This window comes from Pantoea sp. PNA 03-3 (assembly GCF_003201175.1).
Taxonomy (GTDB): Bacteria; Pseudomonadota; Gammaproteobacteria; order Enterobacterales; family Enterobacteriaceae; genus Pantoea; species Pantoea stewartii.
Genome location: NZ_QICO01000004.1, coordinates 109,345 through 124,314, shown reverse-complemented (window position 1 = coordinate 124,314; position 14,970 = coordinate 109,345). Strand labels below are relative to the sequence as shown.

At 55.1% G+C, this 14,970-nt stretch carries 14 protein-coding genes; 10 read left to right on the top strand and 4 right to left on the bottom strand.

Translation table 11 applies throughout. The features are described from left to right. Window positions 1-49: 49 nt before the first annotated feature. Window positions 50-1,306: a diaminopimelate decarboxylase gene (gene lysA, locus C7433_RS13580; RefSeq protein WP_033739602.1), complete on the top strand. Its 1,257-nt coding sequence runs from the start codon at window positions 50-52 to the stop codon at window positions 1,304-1,306. Between the two features lie 51 nt (window positions 1,307-1,357). Here lysA and C7433_RS13575 read toward each other — a convergent pair whose 3' ends face one another. From C7433_RS13575 to mutH, 4 genes are all read right to left on the bottom strand, one after another. Next, a complete protein-coding gene (locus tag C7433_RS13575) occupies window positions 1,358-2,398 on the bottom strand; it encodes an NADP(H)-dependent aldo-keto reductase (RefSeq protein ID WP_006120804.1) in 1,041 nt (346 codons plus the stop codon). A gap of 139 nt (window positions 2,399-2,537) precedes the next feature. Beyond that, on the bottom strand, window positions 2,538-2,756 hold the full coding sequence (locus C7433_RS13570; protein ID WP_006120803.1) for a YgdI/YgdR family lipoprotein: 219 nt from the start codon (window positions 2,754-2,756) through the stop codon (window positions 2,538-2,540). A 119-nt stretch (window positions 2,757-2,875) separates the two neighbouring features. After that, window positions 2,876-3,586 (bottom strand): TerC family protein, encoded by a 711-nt coding sequence (locus C7433_RS13565; RefSeq protein WP_006120802.1) that lies wholly within the window; start codon window positions 3,584-3,586, stop codon window positions 2,876-2,878. Window positions 3,587-3,684: 98 nt separating this feature from the next. Beyond that, a complete protein-coding gene (gene mutH, locus C7433_RS13560) occupies window positions 3,685-4,362 on the bottom strand; it encodes a DNA mismatch repair endonuclease MutH (RefSeq protein ID WP_006120801.1) in 678 nt (225 codons plus the stop codon). Window positions 4,363-5,047: 685 nt separating this feature from the next. On the opposite strand from mutH, the gene rppH reads away from it, so the two are divergent. The 9 genes from rppH to recC all read left to right on the top strand — a co-directional run bounded on the left by rppH (window position 5,048) and on the right by recC (window position 14,967). Further along, window positions 5,048-5,575: an RNA pyrophosphohydrolase gene (gene rppH, locus C7433_RS13550; RefSeq protein WP_006120800.1), complete on the top strand. Its 528-nt coding sequence runs from the start codon at window positions 5,048-5,050 to the stop codon at window positions 5,573-5,575. Between the two features lie 12 nt (window positions 5,576-5,587). After that, window positions 5,588-7,834, top strand: coding sequence for a phosphoenolpyruvate--protein phosphotransferase (gene ptsP, locus C7433_RS13545; RefSeq protein WP_006120799.1), 2,247 nt, complete (start codon window positions 5,588-5,590; stop codon window positions 7,832-7,834). A 108-nt stretch (window positions 7,835-7,942) separates the two neighbouring features. Next, window positions 7,943-8,824, top strand: coding sequence for a prolipoprotein diacylglyceryl transferase (gene lgt / locus C7433_RS13540; RefSeq protein ID WP_033739682.1), 882 nt, complete (start codon window positions 7,943-7,945; stop codon window positions 8,822-8,824). Next, window positions 8,821-9,615, top strand: a complete 795-nt coding sequence (gene thyA, locus C7433_RS13535; protein WP_006120797.1) for a thymidylate synthase — start codon at window positions 8,821-8,823, stop codon at window positions 9,613-9,615. Before lgt ends, thyA begins: the two co-directional genes overlap by 4 nt. A gap of 189 nt (window positions 9,616-9,804) precedes the next feature. Next, a complete protein-coding gene (locus C7433_RS13530; RefSeq protein WP_033739681.1) occupies window positions 9,805-10,275 on the top strand; it encodes a prepilin peptidase-dependent protein in 471 nt (156 codons plus the stop codon). After that, the gene (locus C7433_RS13525; RefSeq protein WP_081011334.1) at window positions 10,272-10,799 is read left to right on the top strand and encodes a prepilin peptidase-dependent protein; all 528 of its coding nucleotides are present in this window, start codon (window positions 10,272-10,274) and stop codon (window positions 10,797-10,799) included. The genes C7433_RS13530 and C7433_RS13525 overlap by 4 nt, the downstream gene beginning before the upstream one ends. Next, window positions 10,796-11,200 carry a DUF2509 family protein gene (locus tag C7433_RS13520; protein ID WP_110268353.1) on the top strand — a complete coding sequence of 135 codons (405 nt, stop codon included), beginning with the start codon at window positions 10,796-10,798 and terminating at the stop codon, window positions 11,198-11,200. The genes C7433_RS13525 and C7433_RS13520 overlap by 4 nt, the downstream gene beginning before the upstream one ends. Continuing rightward, window positions 11,160-11,486 (top strand): prepilin-type N-terminal cleavage/methylation domain-containing protein, encoded by a 327-nt coding sequence (locus C7433_RS13515; RefSeq protein WP_172913418.1) that lies wholly within the window; start codon window positions 11,160-11,162, stop codon window positions 11,484-11,486. Before C7433_RS13520 ends, C7433_RS13515 begins: the two co-directional genes overlap by 41 nt. A 103-nt stretch (window positions 11,487-11,589) precedes the next feature. Continuing rightward, on the top strand, window positions 11,590-14,967 hold the full coding sequence (recC, locus tag C7433_RS13510) for an exodeoxyribonuclease V subunit gamma (protein WP_110268352.1): 3,378 nt from the start codon (window positions 11,590-11,592) through the stop codon (window positions 14,965-14,967). Window positions 14,968-14,970: the final 3 nt, after the last annotated feature.

Below are 14,970 nucleotides of genomic sequence, written 5' to 3'. Positions count from 1 at the left end.
GCATGGCACGAATCTGGCTTAATAGGAGGATTGCCACAGGAGACATGCTATGCCGCGTCCGTTAAACACCACAGAAACCGCCCTCAACGTTGATCATCTGCTGCCGCTTGCCCGCCAGTATTCTGGCCCGTTCTGGGCTTATGATGCGCAGGTGATTCAGCAGCGTATTGCACAGCTTCACGCTTTTGATGTGGTGCGCTTTGCTCAAAAAGCCTGTTCAAATACGCACATCCTGCGCCTTATGAAATCGGCCGGGGTTAAAGTGGATTCCGTTTCGCTGGGCGAAATTGAGCGCGCCCTCGTGGCTGGTTTTACGCCCGGCGGTGACGACATCGTGTTTACGGCTGACGTGCTGGATGAACCTACACTCGCCAGAGTTGCAGAACTAAAGGTGCCGGTGAATGCCGGTTCGGTCGATATGCTGCATCAGCTGGGTGCGGTTTCGCCAGGGCACGCGGTCTGGCTGCGTATCAATCCGGGATTTGGTCATGGCCACAGCCAGAAAACCAATACCGGCGGTGAAAACAGTAAACACGGCATCTGGCCGAGTGATTTGCCTGCTGCTCAGGCGGCGATTGAGCAATATGGATTGCGCCTGATCGGCATTCACATGCATATCGGCTCGGGCGTGGACTATGCGCACCTGCAGCAGGTCTGCGATGCCATGGTCGATCTGGTGGTGGCGTTCGGTCAGGATCTGGAGGCGATTTCTGCGGGCGGCGGTTTATCCATTCCCTATCACTATGGGGAAGAAGCGATTGATACCGATCACTATTTTGGCCTGTGGGACGCCGCGCGCCAGCGTATTGCCTCACATCTGGGTCACGCCGTGAAGCTGGAAATTGAACCGGGCCGTTTCCTGGTGGCGGAGTCAGGCGTGCTGGTGTCGCAGGTGCGGGCCGTTAAAGAGATGGGCAGCCGTCACTTTGTGCTGGTGGATGCCGGATTCAGCGATCTCATGCGACCATCGATGTACGGCAGCTATCACCATATCTCCCTGATGGCTGGCGACAACCGACAGATTGATGAACAGGACACGCGTGAAAGCGTTGTCGCGGGGCCACTTTGCGAGTCCGGCGATGTGTTTACTCAGCTTGAAGGGGGCAAAGTGGAAACCCGGGCGATTCCCGACGCGAAAGTCGGCGACTATCTGGTGTTCCACGATACCGGGGCGTACGGTGCGTCCATGTCCTCTAACTACAACAGTCGACCGCTGATTCCGGAAATCCTGTTTGAAAACGGCACGCCACGCGAGATTCGTCGCGCGCAGCGTATCGAGGATCTGCTGGCTCTGGAATTGGGTTAACGCAGGCTGTCAGTCAGAACTGCCAGCCGCACTTGCGGCTGGCACATGGCATCACGGTGCTGGGTAGGTATAACGGCGGTGAATCGCCTCAAGCTCTTCCAGAATCTCACTACTGAGCGTCAGGTTGGCGCTGTCGATATTGATCTTTAACTGATCCAGCGTGGTGGCGCCCAGCAGCGTGCTGGAAACAAACGGCTGCTGGCGAACAAACGCCAGGGCCATTTGCGAGGGATCGATCTGATGCTTGTTTGCCAGCGCCACATATTCTGCGACTGCCAGCTGAGACTGCTCGCCACTGTAGCGGGTAAACCGGCTAAACAAGGTATTACGTGCACCAGCAGGCTGTGCACCGTTCAGGTATTTCCCACTTAGCGTACCAAAAGCCAGGCACGAATAGGCCAGCAGTTCCACGCCTTCATGCTGGCTGATTTCCGCCAGGCCCACCTCAAAACTGCGGTTCAGCAGGCTGTAGGGATTCTGAATAGAAACAATGCGCGGTAACTCATGCTTTTCTGCCAGTTGCAGGTAACGCATCACGCCCCAGGGGGTTTCATTAGAGACGCCGATGTAGCGAATTTTACCGGCCCGCACCTGTTCTGCCAGCGCTTCCAGCGTTTCCAGCAGGGTCACCGGGACGCTGGAAGCGCTGTACTGATAGCCAAGTTTGCCAAAGAAGTTGGTCTGGCGCTGCGGCCAGTGCAGCTGGTACAGGTCGATATAATCGGTATTCAGGCGCTTCAGGCTGGCATCCAGCGCTTCGCGAATGTTCTTACGATCCAGCGCCATATTAGGGCGAATGGAGGCATCGTTGCCGCGGGTCGGCCCTGCGACTTTACTGGCGAGAATGATTTTATCGCGGCTGCCGGTCTTTTTTAACCAACTGCCAATGTACTTTTCGGTCAGGCCCTGGGTTTCCGGGCGAGGCGGCACCGGATACATTTCGGCAGTATCGATCAGGTTGATGCCGGAACTGATCGCAAGATCCAGTTGCGCGTGGGCGTCGGCTTCGCTGTTTTGCTCACCAAACGTCATGGTGCCCAATCCAAGCTGACTCACTTCCAGCGTGCTATGGGGGATACGGTGATAATGCATTGCCGGCTTCCTTTTCTCTGAGGATGGATATTGTGTCTTAAGGGACTATAGCGCGAGGCGTAGCGGCTAAGAAAGGGAAACAACAAGGAGAAACAGCCTGCCGGAGAGGGAAAGGTCGACAGGCCTGCTCGTTTCGCATTTAACGCTCAATGATGGTTGATACTTCATCACTGTTAATCTGTACCGTATGGCCTGACTGATCGGTGTACTGTACCAGTCCGGTCTCCTTATCAATGCTCGGTTTGCCTTCCGTCATAATCATGCGACCGTCTTTTGTCGCCATCACATAATCAGAACTACAACCACCTAATGTCACTGCGGCAACGGCCGCCAATATAATCTTACTCAGCCCTTTCATTGTGCTTATCCTCGCAACGCGTCCACTGTAAAAAAGTGTAGTAATAAATCCTTTTACCGATTGGGTTAATCGTATCAATCTGAAAATAGGTGGGCGGCAGGCCGCCGCCCTTGACAACGCTAGCTGACTTTTTTCTTACTGCGCATCAGGTTAAGGCACTCAACGGCCATCGAGAAGAACATGGCAAAATAAATGTAACCTTTTGGTACATGCACGCCGAAACTCTCCAGAATGAGGGTGAAACCCACCAAAATCAGGAAAGAAAGCGCCAGCATTTTGACCGACGGATGACGGTCAACAAATTCGCCAATACTGCGTGCCGCAAACATCATCATTAAGACGGCAATCACCACGGCGGCCATCATAATAAACAGATGGTCTGAAAGGCCGACGGCTGTAATAACCGAGTCGAGGCTGAAAATAATGTCGAGCAACATAATCTGCACAATCGCTCCCAGGAACGAATGCACATTGGATTTGTGTTCGGTTTCCTCACCTTCGATAGTTTCATGGATTTCCATGCTGGATTTCCAGAGCAGAAATAAGCCACCAAACAGCAGAATAAGATCGCGTGCGGAGAACGGATGATCCATAAGGGTAAACAGGGGATTGGTCAGTTTTGCTACCCAGGCAATCGAGGCCAGCAGTCCCAGCCGCATCAGCATCGCGCCCATCAGACCAATGCGCCGTGCGCGGGCCTGCTGATGTTTAGGCAGTTTTGCCACCACTAATGACAAAAAGATAATGTTATCAATGCCCAGAACCACTTCCAGAATGGTCAGGGTGCCCAACGCCAGCCAGGCGTTAGGATCGGAAATCCACTCGAACATACCTGCACTCGTATCCTAAACGAAAAGTAAACGAAGATTATACGCACCTAATCTGTCGAACTCACATTTAAATAGTGCATGGCCTGGGGAAAGGGGATTCAGAGAAGAAAATGGCGGGCAAGCAGCGGGGCGGTAAAGCTTTTCTTGAGATAAAATCCGCGCGGTAACGTCATAATGGGCTGTCCCTGTTCGCCGATCCCTTCGGTCAGGGCCCGGCTGTTAGCCGCTTTGGGACGAATTTGCAGCCAGGCACCATGACGGGCAGTAATACGTTCCACCTGACCCAGCACAATCATATCCATAAGTTCTTCCCAGTCCTGACGCAGCATGTCTTCTTCTTGTGCCGTCGGGCTCCACAGCAAGGGTGCGCCTACACGGCGCTCGCCAGGGGGAATATCACGCTCACCCTCAACCGGCATCCATAGTACGCGAGCCAGCTTATGGCGAACATGACTGTTTTCCCATGTCACGCCGCTGTTACCGGTCAGCGGTGCAACGCAGACAAATGTGGTTTCCAGCGGTTTGCCTTCACGATCGACAGGGATGGTTTTCAACTCAATGCCCAGATGCGCAAAATCCTGCTCGGCTTTACTGCCTGCGCTGGCCCCCAAATGCCATTCCAGCAGCATGCCCACCCAGCCTTTATCGCGCTTCAGATTGGCTGGCGTTGGAATGCCGGCCTGTTCTGCCAGACAGTGTAAAGGTAAACCTGCCAGTGCCTGCGCCCGCGCGAACAGTACCGATTCGTTTTCAGGTGGCTCTGGAAGAGTGATCATATGCGTAACCCGATGTGGTTAAAAAATAAGCGCCCTGCGGCCTGTCAGGTTTTCCACAGGAATGAGCAGGGTAAGGTGCGCATAATAACATGAAACATAGTGCTTTTTTAAGAATGCACCGCTTCATGCTGTTAACGACGGGTCAGGTTATCCCAACTTGCTATCAACAATGAACAGGATCTTATGACCAGTTATCCACAGAAAGATGGGATAACCTGGCATCAGACGGGTTACTGGTTCGATTTACAGCCTTGACTTTGCTGTTTTTTAGCAAAAATTAGCCGGTTTGCTGCAAGCTTGAACCGATATCTGTGGATAAAAAGCCGGGTGGTGGATATTTAGCCAATTGTCAGCGACAGGACATTATACAATGTCACTCAGACGAATTTATTCAAACCTCAGCAGAGAAATAGTCTTATATTTCAATAGCTATTTCAGAATGACAGTAAAGCGTATTCAGATTCCTCCCAACGGGTTATTCAGTTAACTCCCGTGTTCTACACAAAGCTATCCACAGAAAACGTGAATAAGATCGATGTTTTCTCGGTACTTTGTTTATAACTTTGCATTCTTCTGTGAGTTATCCCGAGATTACGGTCCCCATTGCCCGCGAATCCAGTGGTTTACCGCCTGTAAGGAGTGTGAAACAATCAGACCATTCAAATTTAGCTTTTGAGGTAGTCCAGTGATCGATGATGATGGCTACCGCCCGAATGTTGGTATCGTAATTTGTAACAGGCAGGGACAAGTGTTATGGGCCAGGCGCTTTGGACAGCACTCCTGGCAATTTCCTCAGGGAGGCATCAATCCCGGTGAAACCGCAGAACAGGCGATGTATCGCGAATTGTTCGAAGAAGTAGGGTTACACAGAAAGGATGTCCGAATACTTGCATCTACCCGTAACTGGTTGCGCTACAAATTGCCAAAACGTTTGGTGCGTTGGGACACAAAACCGGTTTGTATTGGTCAGAAACAAAAGTGGTTTCTTCTGCAGTTGATGTGCAGTGATGCAGATATTAATGTGCAACACAGTAGCACGCCGGAATTCGACGGCTGGCGCTGGGTGAGCTTTTGGTATCCGGTACGTCAGGTTGTCTCTTTTAAACGCGATGTGTACCGTCGGGTGATGAAGGAGTTTGCAGGCGTTGTCATGTCCATGCAGGAGAGTGCGGTGCAGCGAAATCATCCTGCCCATCGACGTAAAAGAGGATAGGCCACGCCCTTTATGCTCACTCAGTTGCGAGAAATTGTTGAAAAGGTGGCGAGTGCGCCCCGTCTGAACGAAGCACTCGACATCCTGGTTAATGAGATCTGTCTGGCGATGGAAACGGAAGTCTGTTCCGTTTATCTGGCCGATCACGATCATCGCTGTTATTACCTGATGGCGACGCGCGGTCTGAAAAAACCGCGTGGCCTGACGGTGAAACTGGCGTTTGATGAAGGGATTGTGGGCCTGGTCGGTCGCCTGGCCGAGCCTATCAACCTTGCTGATGCGCAGAGCCATCCGAGCTTTAAATACATCCCTTCCGTTAAGGAAGAACGCTATCGCTCTTTCCTTGGTGTGCCCATCATCAGCCGCCGCCAGCTTCTGGGCGTGCTGGTGGTGCAGCAGCGCGAGCATCGCCAGTTCGACGAAAGCGAAGAGTCTTTTCTGGTTACGCTCGCCACCCAGCTAGCGGCCCTGCTGTCACAATCGCAGCTGAGCCAGCTGTTTGGTCAGTATCGCCAGGCCCGTGTTCGCGCCATCGCGGCCGCACCGGGTGTGGCGGTTGCACCGGGCTGGGTGGATGAAACCCAACCCCTGCTCGATCAGGTCTCCGCGGCCTCCACGCTGGATCCACTGCGCGAACGTGAGCGCTTGTCACTGGCGATGAGTGAAGCCGCCAGTGAGTTTCGTCGCTTCAGTAAACGCTTTTCTGCCAGCGCGCAGAAAGAAAGCGCGGCAATCTTCGATCTCTACTCGCACCTGTTAACGGATGCCCGCCTGAAAAAAGATCTCTTCGATGAGATCGAACGCGGATCCGTGGCCGAGTGGGCAGTCAAAACCGTGATTGAAAAGTTTGCCGCGCAGTTTGCCAGCCTGACGGATAGCTATCTGAAAGAGCGCGCGGGCGATCTGCGGGTGCTTGGACAGCGGCTGCTGTTCCACCTTGATGATTCCCTGGTGGGCGTCAATGCCTGGCCCGAACGCTTTGTATTGGTAGCCGATGAGCTGACAGCGACAACGCTCGCCGAGATCCCGCATGATCGCCTGGCCGGTATTGTGGTGCGTGACGGCGCCGCGAATTCGCACGCCGCGATCCTGACCCGCGCCATGGGGATCCCCACGGTGATGGGCGCAGACATTCAGCCCGGCCAGCTCAATAAGCGCCTGCTGATTGTCGATGGCTATCGTGGTGAACTGCTGATCGACCCTGAACCGGTGATCGTGCAGGAGTACCAGCGGTTAATCAATGAAGAAAATGCCCTCAGCAAGATGGCTGAAGGCGGTGTAGACAGACCGGCAGAACTGAGAAGCGGTCAGCGCATACAGGTGATGCTTAATGCGGGACTGAGCCCGGAGCATGAGCAAACGCAGGGCAGTTGGGTTGACGGCATCGGTCTTTACCGCACGGAAATCCCGTTTATGCTGCAAAGCGGATTCCCGTCAGAAGAAGAGCAGGTGGCACAGTATCAGGGCATGTTACAGCTCTTTCACGACAAGCCCGTTACGCTGCGTACGCTGGATATCGGGGCCGATAAACAACTGCCTTACATGCCGATTAGCGAGGAGAACCCGTGTCTGGGCTGGCGCGGGATTCGATTGACGCTCGATCAACCGGAAATTTTTCTGGTGCAGGTGCGCGCGATGCTGCGTGCGAATGCCGCCTCCGGCAACCTGAGCATCTTACTGCCGATGATCAGCCACATTGATGAGATCGACGAGGCCAAACGGCTGATTCAGCGTGCCGGGGCAGAAGTGGAAGAGATGCTCGGCTATGCGATTCCGAAGCCGCGCATCGGCATCATGATTGAAGTGCCCTCGATGCTGTTTATGATCCCGCATCTGGCCTCGCGTGTTGATTTTATCTCGGTAGGCACCAACGATCTGACCCAGTATTTGCTGGCGGTTGATCGTAACAATACGCGCGTGGCGAATCTGTACGATTCCCTCCATCCGGCTATGTTGCGCGCACTGCAGGCCATTTCTGTTGAAGCCCATTTGGCGAATCTGGAATTGTGTTTGTGTGGTGAAATGGCAGGCGATCCGACCTGCGTGGCGCTGTTGGTGGGAATGGGATATCACCACCTCAGTATGAACGGGAAAAACGTCTCGCGTGTTAAATACCTGCTGCGTCATCTGGATTACGAAGAAACGCAGAAGCTCAGCACCCAGGCGCTTAAAGCCTCGTCAGCGACGGAGGTACGCCAGATGATGTCGGCGTTTATGGAACAGCGTGGTCTGGGCGGTCTGATCCGCGGCGGGCGTTAACCCAGGTTACATTTCTGCGACTACGCAAAAAACTGGCTGTGCTATGATGCACAGCCTTAATTTATGTGCATCACGTCCCCTTTCAGGGCAGAAAAAAAACGGTGAATGATGAATAACGGCTACATCGCATTTCCACAGTTTGATCCGGTGATTTTCTCAATCGGACCGCTTTCGCTTCACTGGTACGGGTTGATGTATCTGGTGGGATTTGTGTTCGCCATGTGGCTGGCGGTGCGCCGCGCGAACAAACCCGGCAGCGGCTGGAAAAAAGAGGAAGTCGAAAACCTGTTGTATGCCGGCTTCCTGGGGGTTTTCCTGGGCGGACGCATCGGTTACGTGCTGTTTTATAACCTGCCGCTGTTCCTGGAAAATCCGCTTTACCTGTTCAAAGTCTGGGATGGCGGCATGTCGTTCCACGGCGGTCTGATTGGCGTCATCCTGGTGATGCTGATTTTTGCGCGCCGTACCAAACGTCATTTCTTCCAGGTTGCTGATTTTATTGCCCCTCTGATTCCGTTCGGCCTCGGCGCCGGTCGTCTGGGCAACTTTATCAATGGTGAACTGTGGGGCCGTGTCGATCCCAATTTCCGTTTCGCCATGCTGTTCCCCGGCTCGCGCAGCGAAGATATCGCGCTGGCGGCTAACAACCCACAATATCAGGCACTGCTGAACACCTATGGCGTCCTGCCGCGCCATCCTTCACAGCTCTATGAACTGTTCCTTGAAGGCATTGTGTTGTTCATTATCCTGAACCTGTTTATTCGCAAACCCCGCCCGATGGGCAGCGTGTCCGGCCTGTTCCTGATCGGTTACGGTTGCTTCCGCTTTATTGTTGAGTTCTTCCGTCAGCCCGACGCGCAACTGGGTTTGCTCACCGGCGGCCTGAGCATGGGACAAATACTGTCTCTGCCGATGATCATCGCCGGTGTGATTATGATGATTTGGGCGTACCGTCGACGTCCGCAGCAACAACTTCACGAGGAAAAATGAAACAGTATCTGGACTTAATGCGCTACGTGCTGAACGAAGGCACACCAAAATCTGACCGTACCGGTACAGGCACGCTTTCAATTTTTGGTCACCAGATGCGTTTTAATCTGCAGGATGGCTTTCCCCTGGTCACGACTAAAAAGTGCCATGTTCGCTCCATCATTCATGAGCTGCTGTGGTTTCTGCAAGGGGACACCAACATTGGTTACCTGAAAGAAAACAATGTCTCTATCTGGGATGAGTGGGCAGATGAGCAGGGCAATCTGGGACCGGTATACGGCAAACAGTGGCGTAGCTGGGGCACCGCCCGTGGCGAAGAGATTGATCAGATCACCAAAGTGATTGAACAGATCAAGCGCGATCCGGATTCCCGCCGCATCATTGTCTCGGCGTGGAACGTGGGCGAACTGGATGAAATGGCGCTGGCTCCGTGCCATGCCTTTTTCCAGTTCTACGTCGCGGATGGCAGGCTCTCCTGTCAGCTTTACCAGCGTTCCTGCGACATTTTCCTGGGGCTACCGTTTAACATCGCCAGCTATGCGCTGCTGGTGCATATGGTCGCGCAACAGTGCGATCTGGAGGTCGGTGACTTTGTCTGGACCGGCGGCGATACGCACCTTTACAGCAACCATCTGGAGCAGGCGCGCCTGCAACTGACGCGCGAACCGCGTCCGTTACCGAAGCTGGTGATTAAACGCAAGCCTGCCTCGCTGTTTGACTATCGCTTCGACGATTTCGAGATTGAAGGTTACGATCCGCATCCCGCCATCAAAGCGCCGGTTGCGGTCTGAACACCCGCCGCCAGCATCCGCCCCGGTCTTGCCACAGCATGCCGGGGCGTTTTTTTTACAGCGATGTTGCGGCGCGGTGCACACTTGCACTGATCATGTCTTTATCCAGAGGAATAATGCTGTAGCTTTGCTTCCAACCGGTGGCTTTCGGGCTTGCTGAAGCGCTCGCTGCTGCGGCACTCTGCCGCCATGAAAAGATCACAGTCAAAAGGGTTTACGCTGGCGGAGCTGCTGCTGGTGATGGTAATCGCTGGCATACTCAGCGCCTTTGCCACGCAAGGCTGGCAGCGCTGGCAGCAGCGTCAACAGCTTCGCGATACGGCGCTGCAACTGCAACACTTTCTGTTACGCGTCCGTGCTCAGGCCAATGCGCAAAACCGGGACCTAGTGCTGTGGCACCGCCCCACACAGCCCTGGTGTATCGGCGTGGCAGCACCGCCACAGAATGGCTGCAGTACGGCAAGCCGCCTGCACTTTATCGCGCCGTATGCGGACATCACCCTTCACGCCCTGCGTGGCGAGCCGGGTTTTTACGGACGCCGCAACGTGGCTAAAGCGGGCAGCATTGAGCTACGCAATCGCGCCGGAAAAATACGGGTGATTATTTCTGCACGGGCGCGAATTCGTCTTTGCCGTATTGACGATGCGGACTGCGAATGAAAAGGGCCGGGTTTAGTCTGCTGGAAATGCTCATCGCCATGGCGATCAGTGCGGTGCTGATGGTCAGTGCAGGACGCTTTATGCCGCGACTGTTGGCTGAAAACCTCAGGCTGCAACAACAGGTTCAACTGCGTCAGGAGTTACAGCAAATGCTGTCCACGCTGGAAAAAGCGATCCGGCGGGCGGGTTATTGCCACGGGGAGTGCGGAACGGGTGGCCTGATGACAGCCGAAGGCTGTGTGCTGATCCGGTTTGACGAGAACAGCAACGGTCAGTGGGAAGGGGTTACGCACAGTGAGAGCGATTACTACGGTTACCGGCTGCGACAACACCAACTGGAGATGCAGCGTGGTGTGGATAACTGCAACGGCAGTGGATGGGAACGGCTTTCCGATCCGGCTTTCCTTTCGATTGAGGCATTCGACGTGCGCCGTGAAGGCCGGCTGGTCACCGTTGTACTGCAGGGGCGAAGCGGGAACCGAACCGAAACGCTGGAAAGCCGGGTCGAAGGAATGAATCTGTGAACGCCGAGGGCAACAGTGCGCTGGGGATGGTACTCATCATCCTGCTGACAGGCGGCATCACGCTTCAGGCCAGCCGCGAGATGCTGGCGCAGGGAATGTTTATCGTCGCCGATGAGCAACACGCTATTCAGGGGTTTTGGCAGGCCCAGTCGGCACTGCAATGGGGACTGACATTAACGTGGCCAGCGCAATCACCTGCCACCTGCCAGCGCGAGCCGCAGTATGGCTGGCAGGCGTGCCTGCATCGCGTGGACGATGAGAAAGGATTGCTTAAAGGTGAAACGCAAAAAGGTGATAAGGCGTTATGGCACTGGGTCAGGCTGGAGGGCAGCAAAATCAGTCCGTTGCCACAGGGCTGGATTGATTATTGCCCGCAATCCGCGCCGGAGCAGTGCCTGTGAGGCGGCAGGATTCAGCCTGCCGGAAGCCTTGTTTGCCCTGTTACTGATGGCCGTCAGCACCAGCGCCTTATTGCAGTATCACCGGGTGTTAACGCTCGGCTTTAGTCAGCAATGGCAGCAGCGTGAAGCCTGGCGTGTGGCGGAACAGCGGTTGTTGGGGCGCGAGGTGGCGGGCTGGCAAACGCGGTCAGATAAAAAAACGGGGCCGGGCGGCTGTACGCTGGAAACGGTTACGGTGAGCGGTCCGCATCAACGTCAGGCCAGCCTGACGCGATTACACTGCTGAGCGGATGAGAATGGGTTTTCACGGTAGGCTTCAAATGCGATACGCGGTAGAGTGAGTACCGTCTGCCATCGCCATGCCGTTTAGCGTTTCCACAGGAGTTTGCATGTTTCACGTTTATCACTCTAATCAGCTTGATCTGCTCAAAAGTCTGGCAGCGAGAGTGATTAAACTGGATCCGCTTGACGATCCCTTTGCGTCAGAAATGGTGCTGGTGCAAAGCCCGGGGATGGCGCAGTGGTTGCAGATGGAACTGGCGCGCACCTTTGGCATTGCGGCAAATATCGAATTCCCGCTCCCGGCCAGCTTTATCTGGGAAATGTTTGTGCGCGTCCTGCCAGACATTCCGCCGGAGAGCGCCTTCAGCAAAGCCAGCATGAGCTGGAAACTGATGCATCGTTTACCCACGTTGCTGCTGCAGGACGAGTTTGCCTCACTGCGCCATTATCTGAGTGACGACGGAGACAGGCGCAAACTTTTTCAGCTCAGTGCCCGCATTGCCGACCTGTTTGACCAGTATCTGGTTTACCGCGCGGACTGGCTTAACAGCTGGGAACGCGGTCAACAGATCGAGGGCCTGGGAGAGGCGCAGGTGTGGCAGGCCGCGTTGTGGCGTGATTTAGTCGATTATACCGACGCGCTGGGCCAGCCCAAATGGCATCGTGCCAACCTCTATGCGCGCTTTATTACCACGCTTGAGCAGGCACAAACCCGACCTGATAACCTGCCGCAGCGGGTGTTTATCTGTGGTATTTCAGCGCTGCCGCCGGTCTATTTACAGGCGTTGCAGGCGCTGGGGCGGCACGTTGATATCTATCTGCTGTTTACCAATCCCTGCCGTGATTACTGGGGCGATATTCAGGACTATGCGTTTCTGGCGAAGCTACAAAGCCGCCAGCGGCGGCGTCATGACCGGGAAGAATATCGCGGTTTATTCAGTGATGTGGCGCGCGCGCCAGCCCTGTTTAGTGAGCAAGGGGAACAACATCTGACTAACCCGCTGCTGGCCTCCTGGGGCAAGTTAGGCCGCGATAACCTCTTCCTGCTCAGCCAGATGGAGCTGAACAGCGAAATCGATGCGTTTGTTGACGTCGAAGAAGACAACCTGCTGCACTGTATGCAGCACGATCTTCTTAATCTGCAGGACAGGGCAATCATTGGCCTGACGGCGGATGAACTGGCTTACAGTGGGCAGAAACGGCGGCTGGACCCGCAGGATCGCTCTGTTGCCATCCAGGTTTGCCACAGTGCGCAGCGCGAAGTTGAAGTGCTACAGGATCATCTTCTGGCGTTGATGGAAGCCGATCCTGAGCTGAAAGCGCGGGATATTATCGTCATGGTGGCCGATATTGACGCTTACGCGCCTTTTATTCAGGCCGTGTTTGCAAACGCCCCGGCAGAACGCTATCTGCCGTTTGCCATTTCTGACCGTCGTGCCAGTCAGGCGCATCCTGCTATCGTCGCGTTTCTGCAATTACTGTCACTGCCGGACAGCCGGTTTGTCTCTGAAGATGTGCTGGCGCTGCTGGATGTCCCGGCCTTAGCGAATCACTTCTCGATTGACGAAAGCGGCCTGCGTCTGTTGCGCCGCTGGGTCAGCGAATCAGGCGTGCGCTGGGGGCTGGATGATGCCAGTGTGGAAGCGCTGGCTCTGCCGGTCACCGGTCAGCATACCTGGCGCTTTGGTTTGCAACGTATGCTGCTGGGATATGCAATGGAAAGCCAGCATGGCGACTGGCAAGGTATTCTGCCTTATGACGAATCAAGTGGGCTGGTCGCCGAACTGGCGGGCCATCTGGCCGAACTGCTGTCCCGGCTTAATCACTGGCGACAGGTCTTATCGGAGCCGCGCCCGCTGGAGGCCTGGCTGCCGCTGTGTCGCGAACTGCTGAATGCCTTTTTTACACCGGATACCGAAACAGAAGCGGCATTGCTGCTGGTGGAAGAGCAGTGGAAAACGCTGATTGAGTACGGTATGGACGCGCGTTTCAATGAGGCGATTCCGGTCGTACTCCTGCGCGACGATCTGCGTGGGCGGCTGGATCAGCAGCGTATCAGTCAACGCTTTCTGGCCGGGCAAATCAATTTTTGTACCCTGATGCCGATGCGCTCGATTCCCTTCAGCGTGGTGTGCTTACTGGGGATGAACGACGGCGTTTATCCGCGCACCTTAGCGCCGCTGGGGTTTGACCTGATGCAGCAGCAGTCGCGCAAAGGTGACCGTAGCCGTCGTGATGACGACCGCTATCTGTTTCTGGAAGCCCTGATTTCCGCTCAGCAACAGCTCTATATCAGCTATATTGGCCGCGCTATTCAGGACAATACCGAACGTTACCCTTCGGTGCTGGTCACCGAATTGCTGGAGTATATCGGGCAAAGTTTTTACCTGCCTGGCGACGAGGACAGGGAACTGGATGACAGCGCACAGCGGGTACGGGCACACCTGGAACATTTACACAGCCGGATGCCGTTTGCGCCGGAAAACTTCCAGCCTACGTCAGCGGCACACAGCTTTGCTCGTGAATGGCTGCCTGCCGCACAGGGCACCGGTCAGCCCCAGCCTGATTTTGTTCAGCCGCTGAGCACACCGCCTTTAGAGACATTAGCCTTCGAACAGTTTCTGCGCTTCTGGCGTCATCCGGTTCGGGCCTGGTTTCAGCAGCGCCTGGGGGTCAATTTCTGGCTTGAAGAAAATGAACTGCCCGACAGTGAACCCTTTGCTCTGGACAGCCTGGAGCGCTATCAAATCAATGCGCAGCTACTGAATGCGCTGGTAACAGGGGAGGACACCGATCGCCTTTATGCCCATCACCGCGCCGCCGGCAACTTACCTTATGGGGCGTTTGGCGAGCTGTTCTGGCAGGCTCAGCGCGAAGAGATGCAGGAGGTGGCCGCAGAGGTGATCACTCAGCGCAGTGAGGGTGAAAGTCGGGAGATCAATCTGGCACTGGCGGGCGTCACATTAACCGGCTGGTTAACCCAGGTGCAGAGCGATGGCCTGCTGCGTTGGCGACCGGGTGTGCTGAATATCAATGACGGTTTATTACTGTGGCTGGAACATTTAGTTTATTGTGCACTGGGTGGCGACGGTAAAAGTCGGATGTTTGGCCGACAGCACAGCTACTGGTGCTTCCCTGCCGTGCCGCCGGACGAGGCGACTGATGCGCTGGCGCGCTATATGCAAGGCTATCTGCAGGGCATGCGCGAGCCTTTGATGTTGCTGACCAAAAGCGGTGGCGCCTGGCTTAATGCGTGTTTTGACAAGAAAAATCATCAGTTTATGACAGATGAGGCGACACAGCTCAAAGCCCGTAACGCTCTGCTTGCCGCCTGGGTCGGCGGTTACCAACAGGAAGGTGAGGGAAGCGATCCCTACCTGCAACGGTTATGCAGGGCACTGGATGAACCCCGGATACAGCAGATAACCGACGCGGCTGAATGCTGGTATTTACCGGTACTCCAGGCGCATCAGGACGACCGGTAAGCG

Excerpts from the sequence above, each read along its gene's own strand:
- lysA (WP_033739602.1), top strand. The coding sequence starts at position 50 with ATGCCGCGTCCGTTAAACACCACAGAAACCGCCCTCAACGTTGATCAT.
- C7433_RS13575 (WP_006120804.1), bottom strand. The coding sequence starts at position 2,398 with ATGCATTATCACCGTATCCCCCATAGCACGCTGGAAGTGAGTCAGCTT.
- C7433_RS13570 (WP_006120803.1), bottom strand. The coding sequence starts at position 2,756 with ATGAAAGGGCTGAGTAAGATTATATTGGCGGCCGTTGCCGCAGTGACA.
- C7433_RS13565 (WP_006120802.1), bottom strand. The coding sequence starts at position 3,586 with ATGTTCGAGTGGATTTCCGATCCTAACGCCTGGCTGGCGTTGGGCACC.
- mutH (WP_006120801.1), bottom strand. The coding sequence starts at position 4,362 with ATGATCACTCTTCCAGAGCCACCTGAAAACGAATCGGTACTGTTCGCG.
- ptsP (WP_006120799.1), top strand. The coding sequence starts at position 5,588 with ATGCTCACTCAGTTGCGAGAAATTGTTGAAAAGGTGGCGAGTGCGCCC.
- lgt (WP_033739682.1), top strand. The coding sequence starts at position 7,943 with ATGAATAACGGCTACATCGCATTTCCACAGTTTGATCCGGTGATTTTC.
- thyA (WP_006120797.1), top strand. The coding sequence starts at position 8,821 with ATGAAACAGTATCTGGACTTAATGCGCTACGTGCTGAACGAAGGCACA.
- C7433_RS13530 (WP_033739681.1), top strand. The coding sequence starts at position 9,805 with ATGAAAAGATCACAGTCAAAAGGGTTTACGCTGGCGGAGCTGCTGCTG.
- C7433_RS13525 (WP_081011334.1), top strand. The coding sequence starts at position 10,272 with ATGAAAAGGGCCGGGTTTAGTCTGCTGGAAATGCTCATCGCCATGGCG.
- recC (WP_110268352.1), top strand. The coding sequence starts at position 11,590 with ATGTTTCACGTTTATCACTCTAATCAGCTTGATCTGCTCAAAAGTCTG.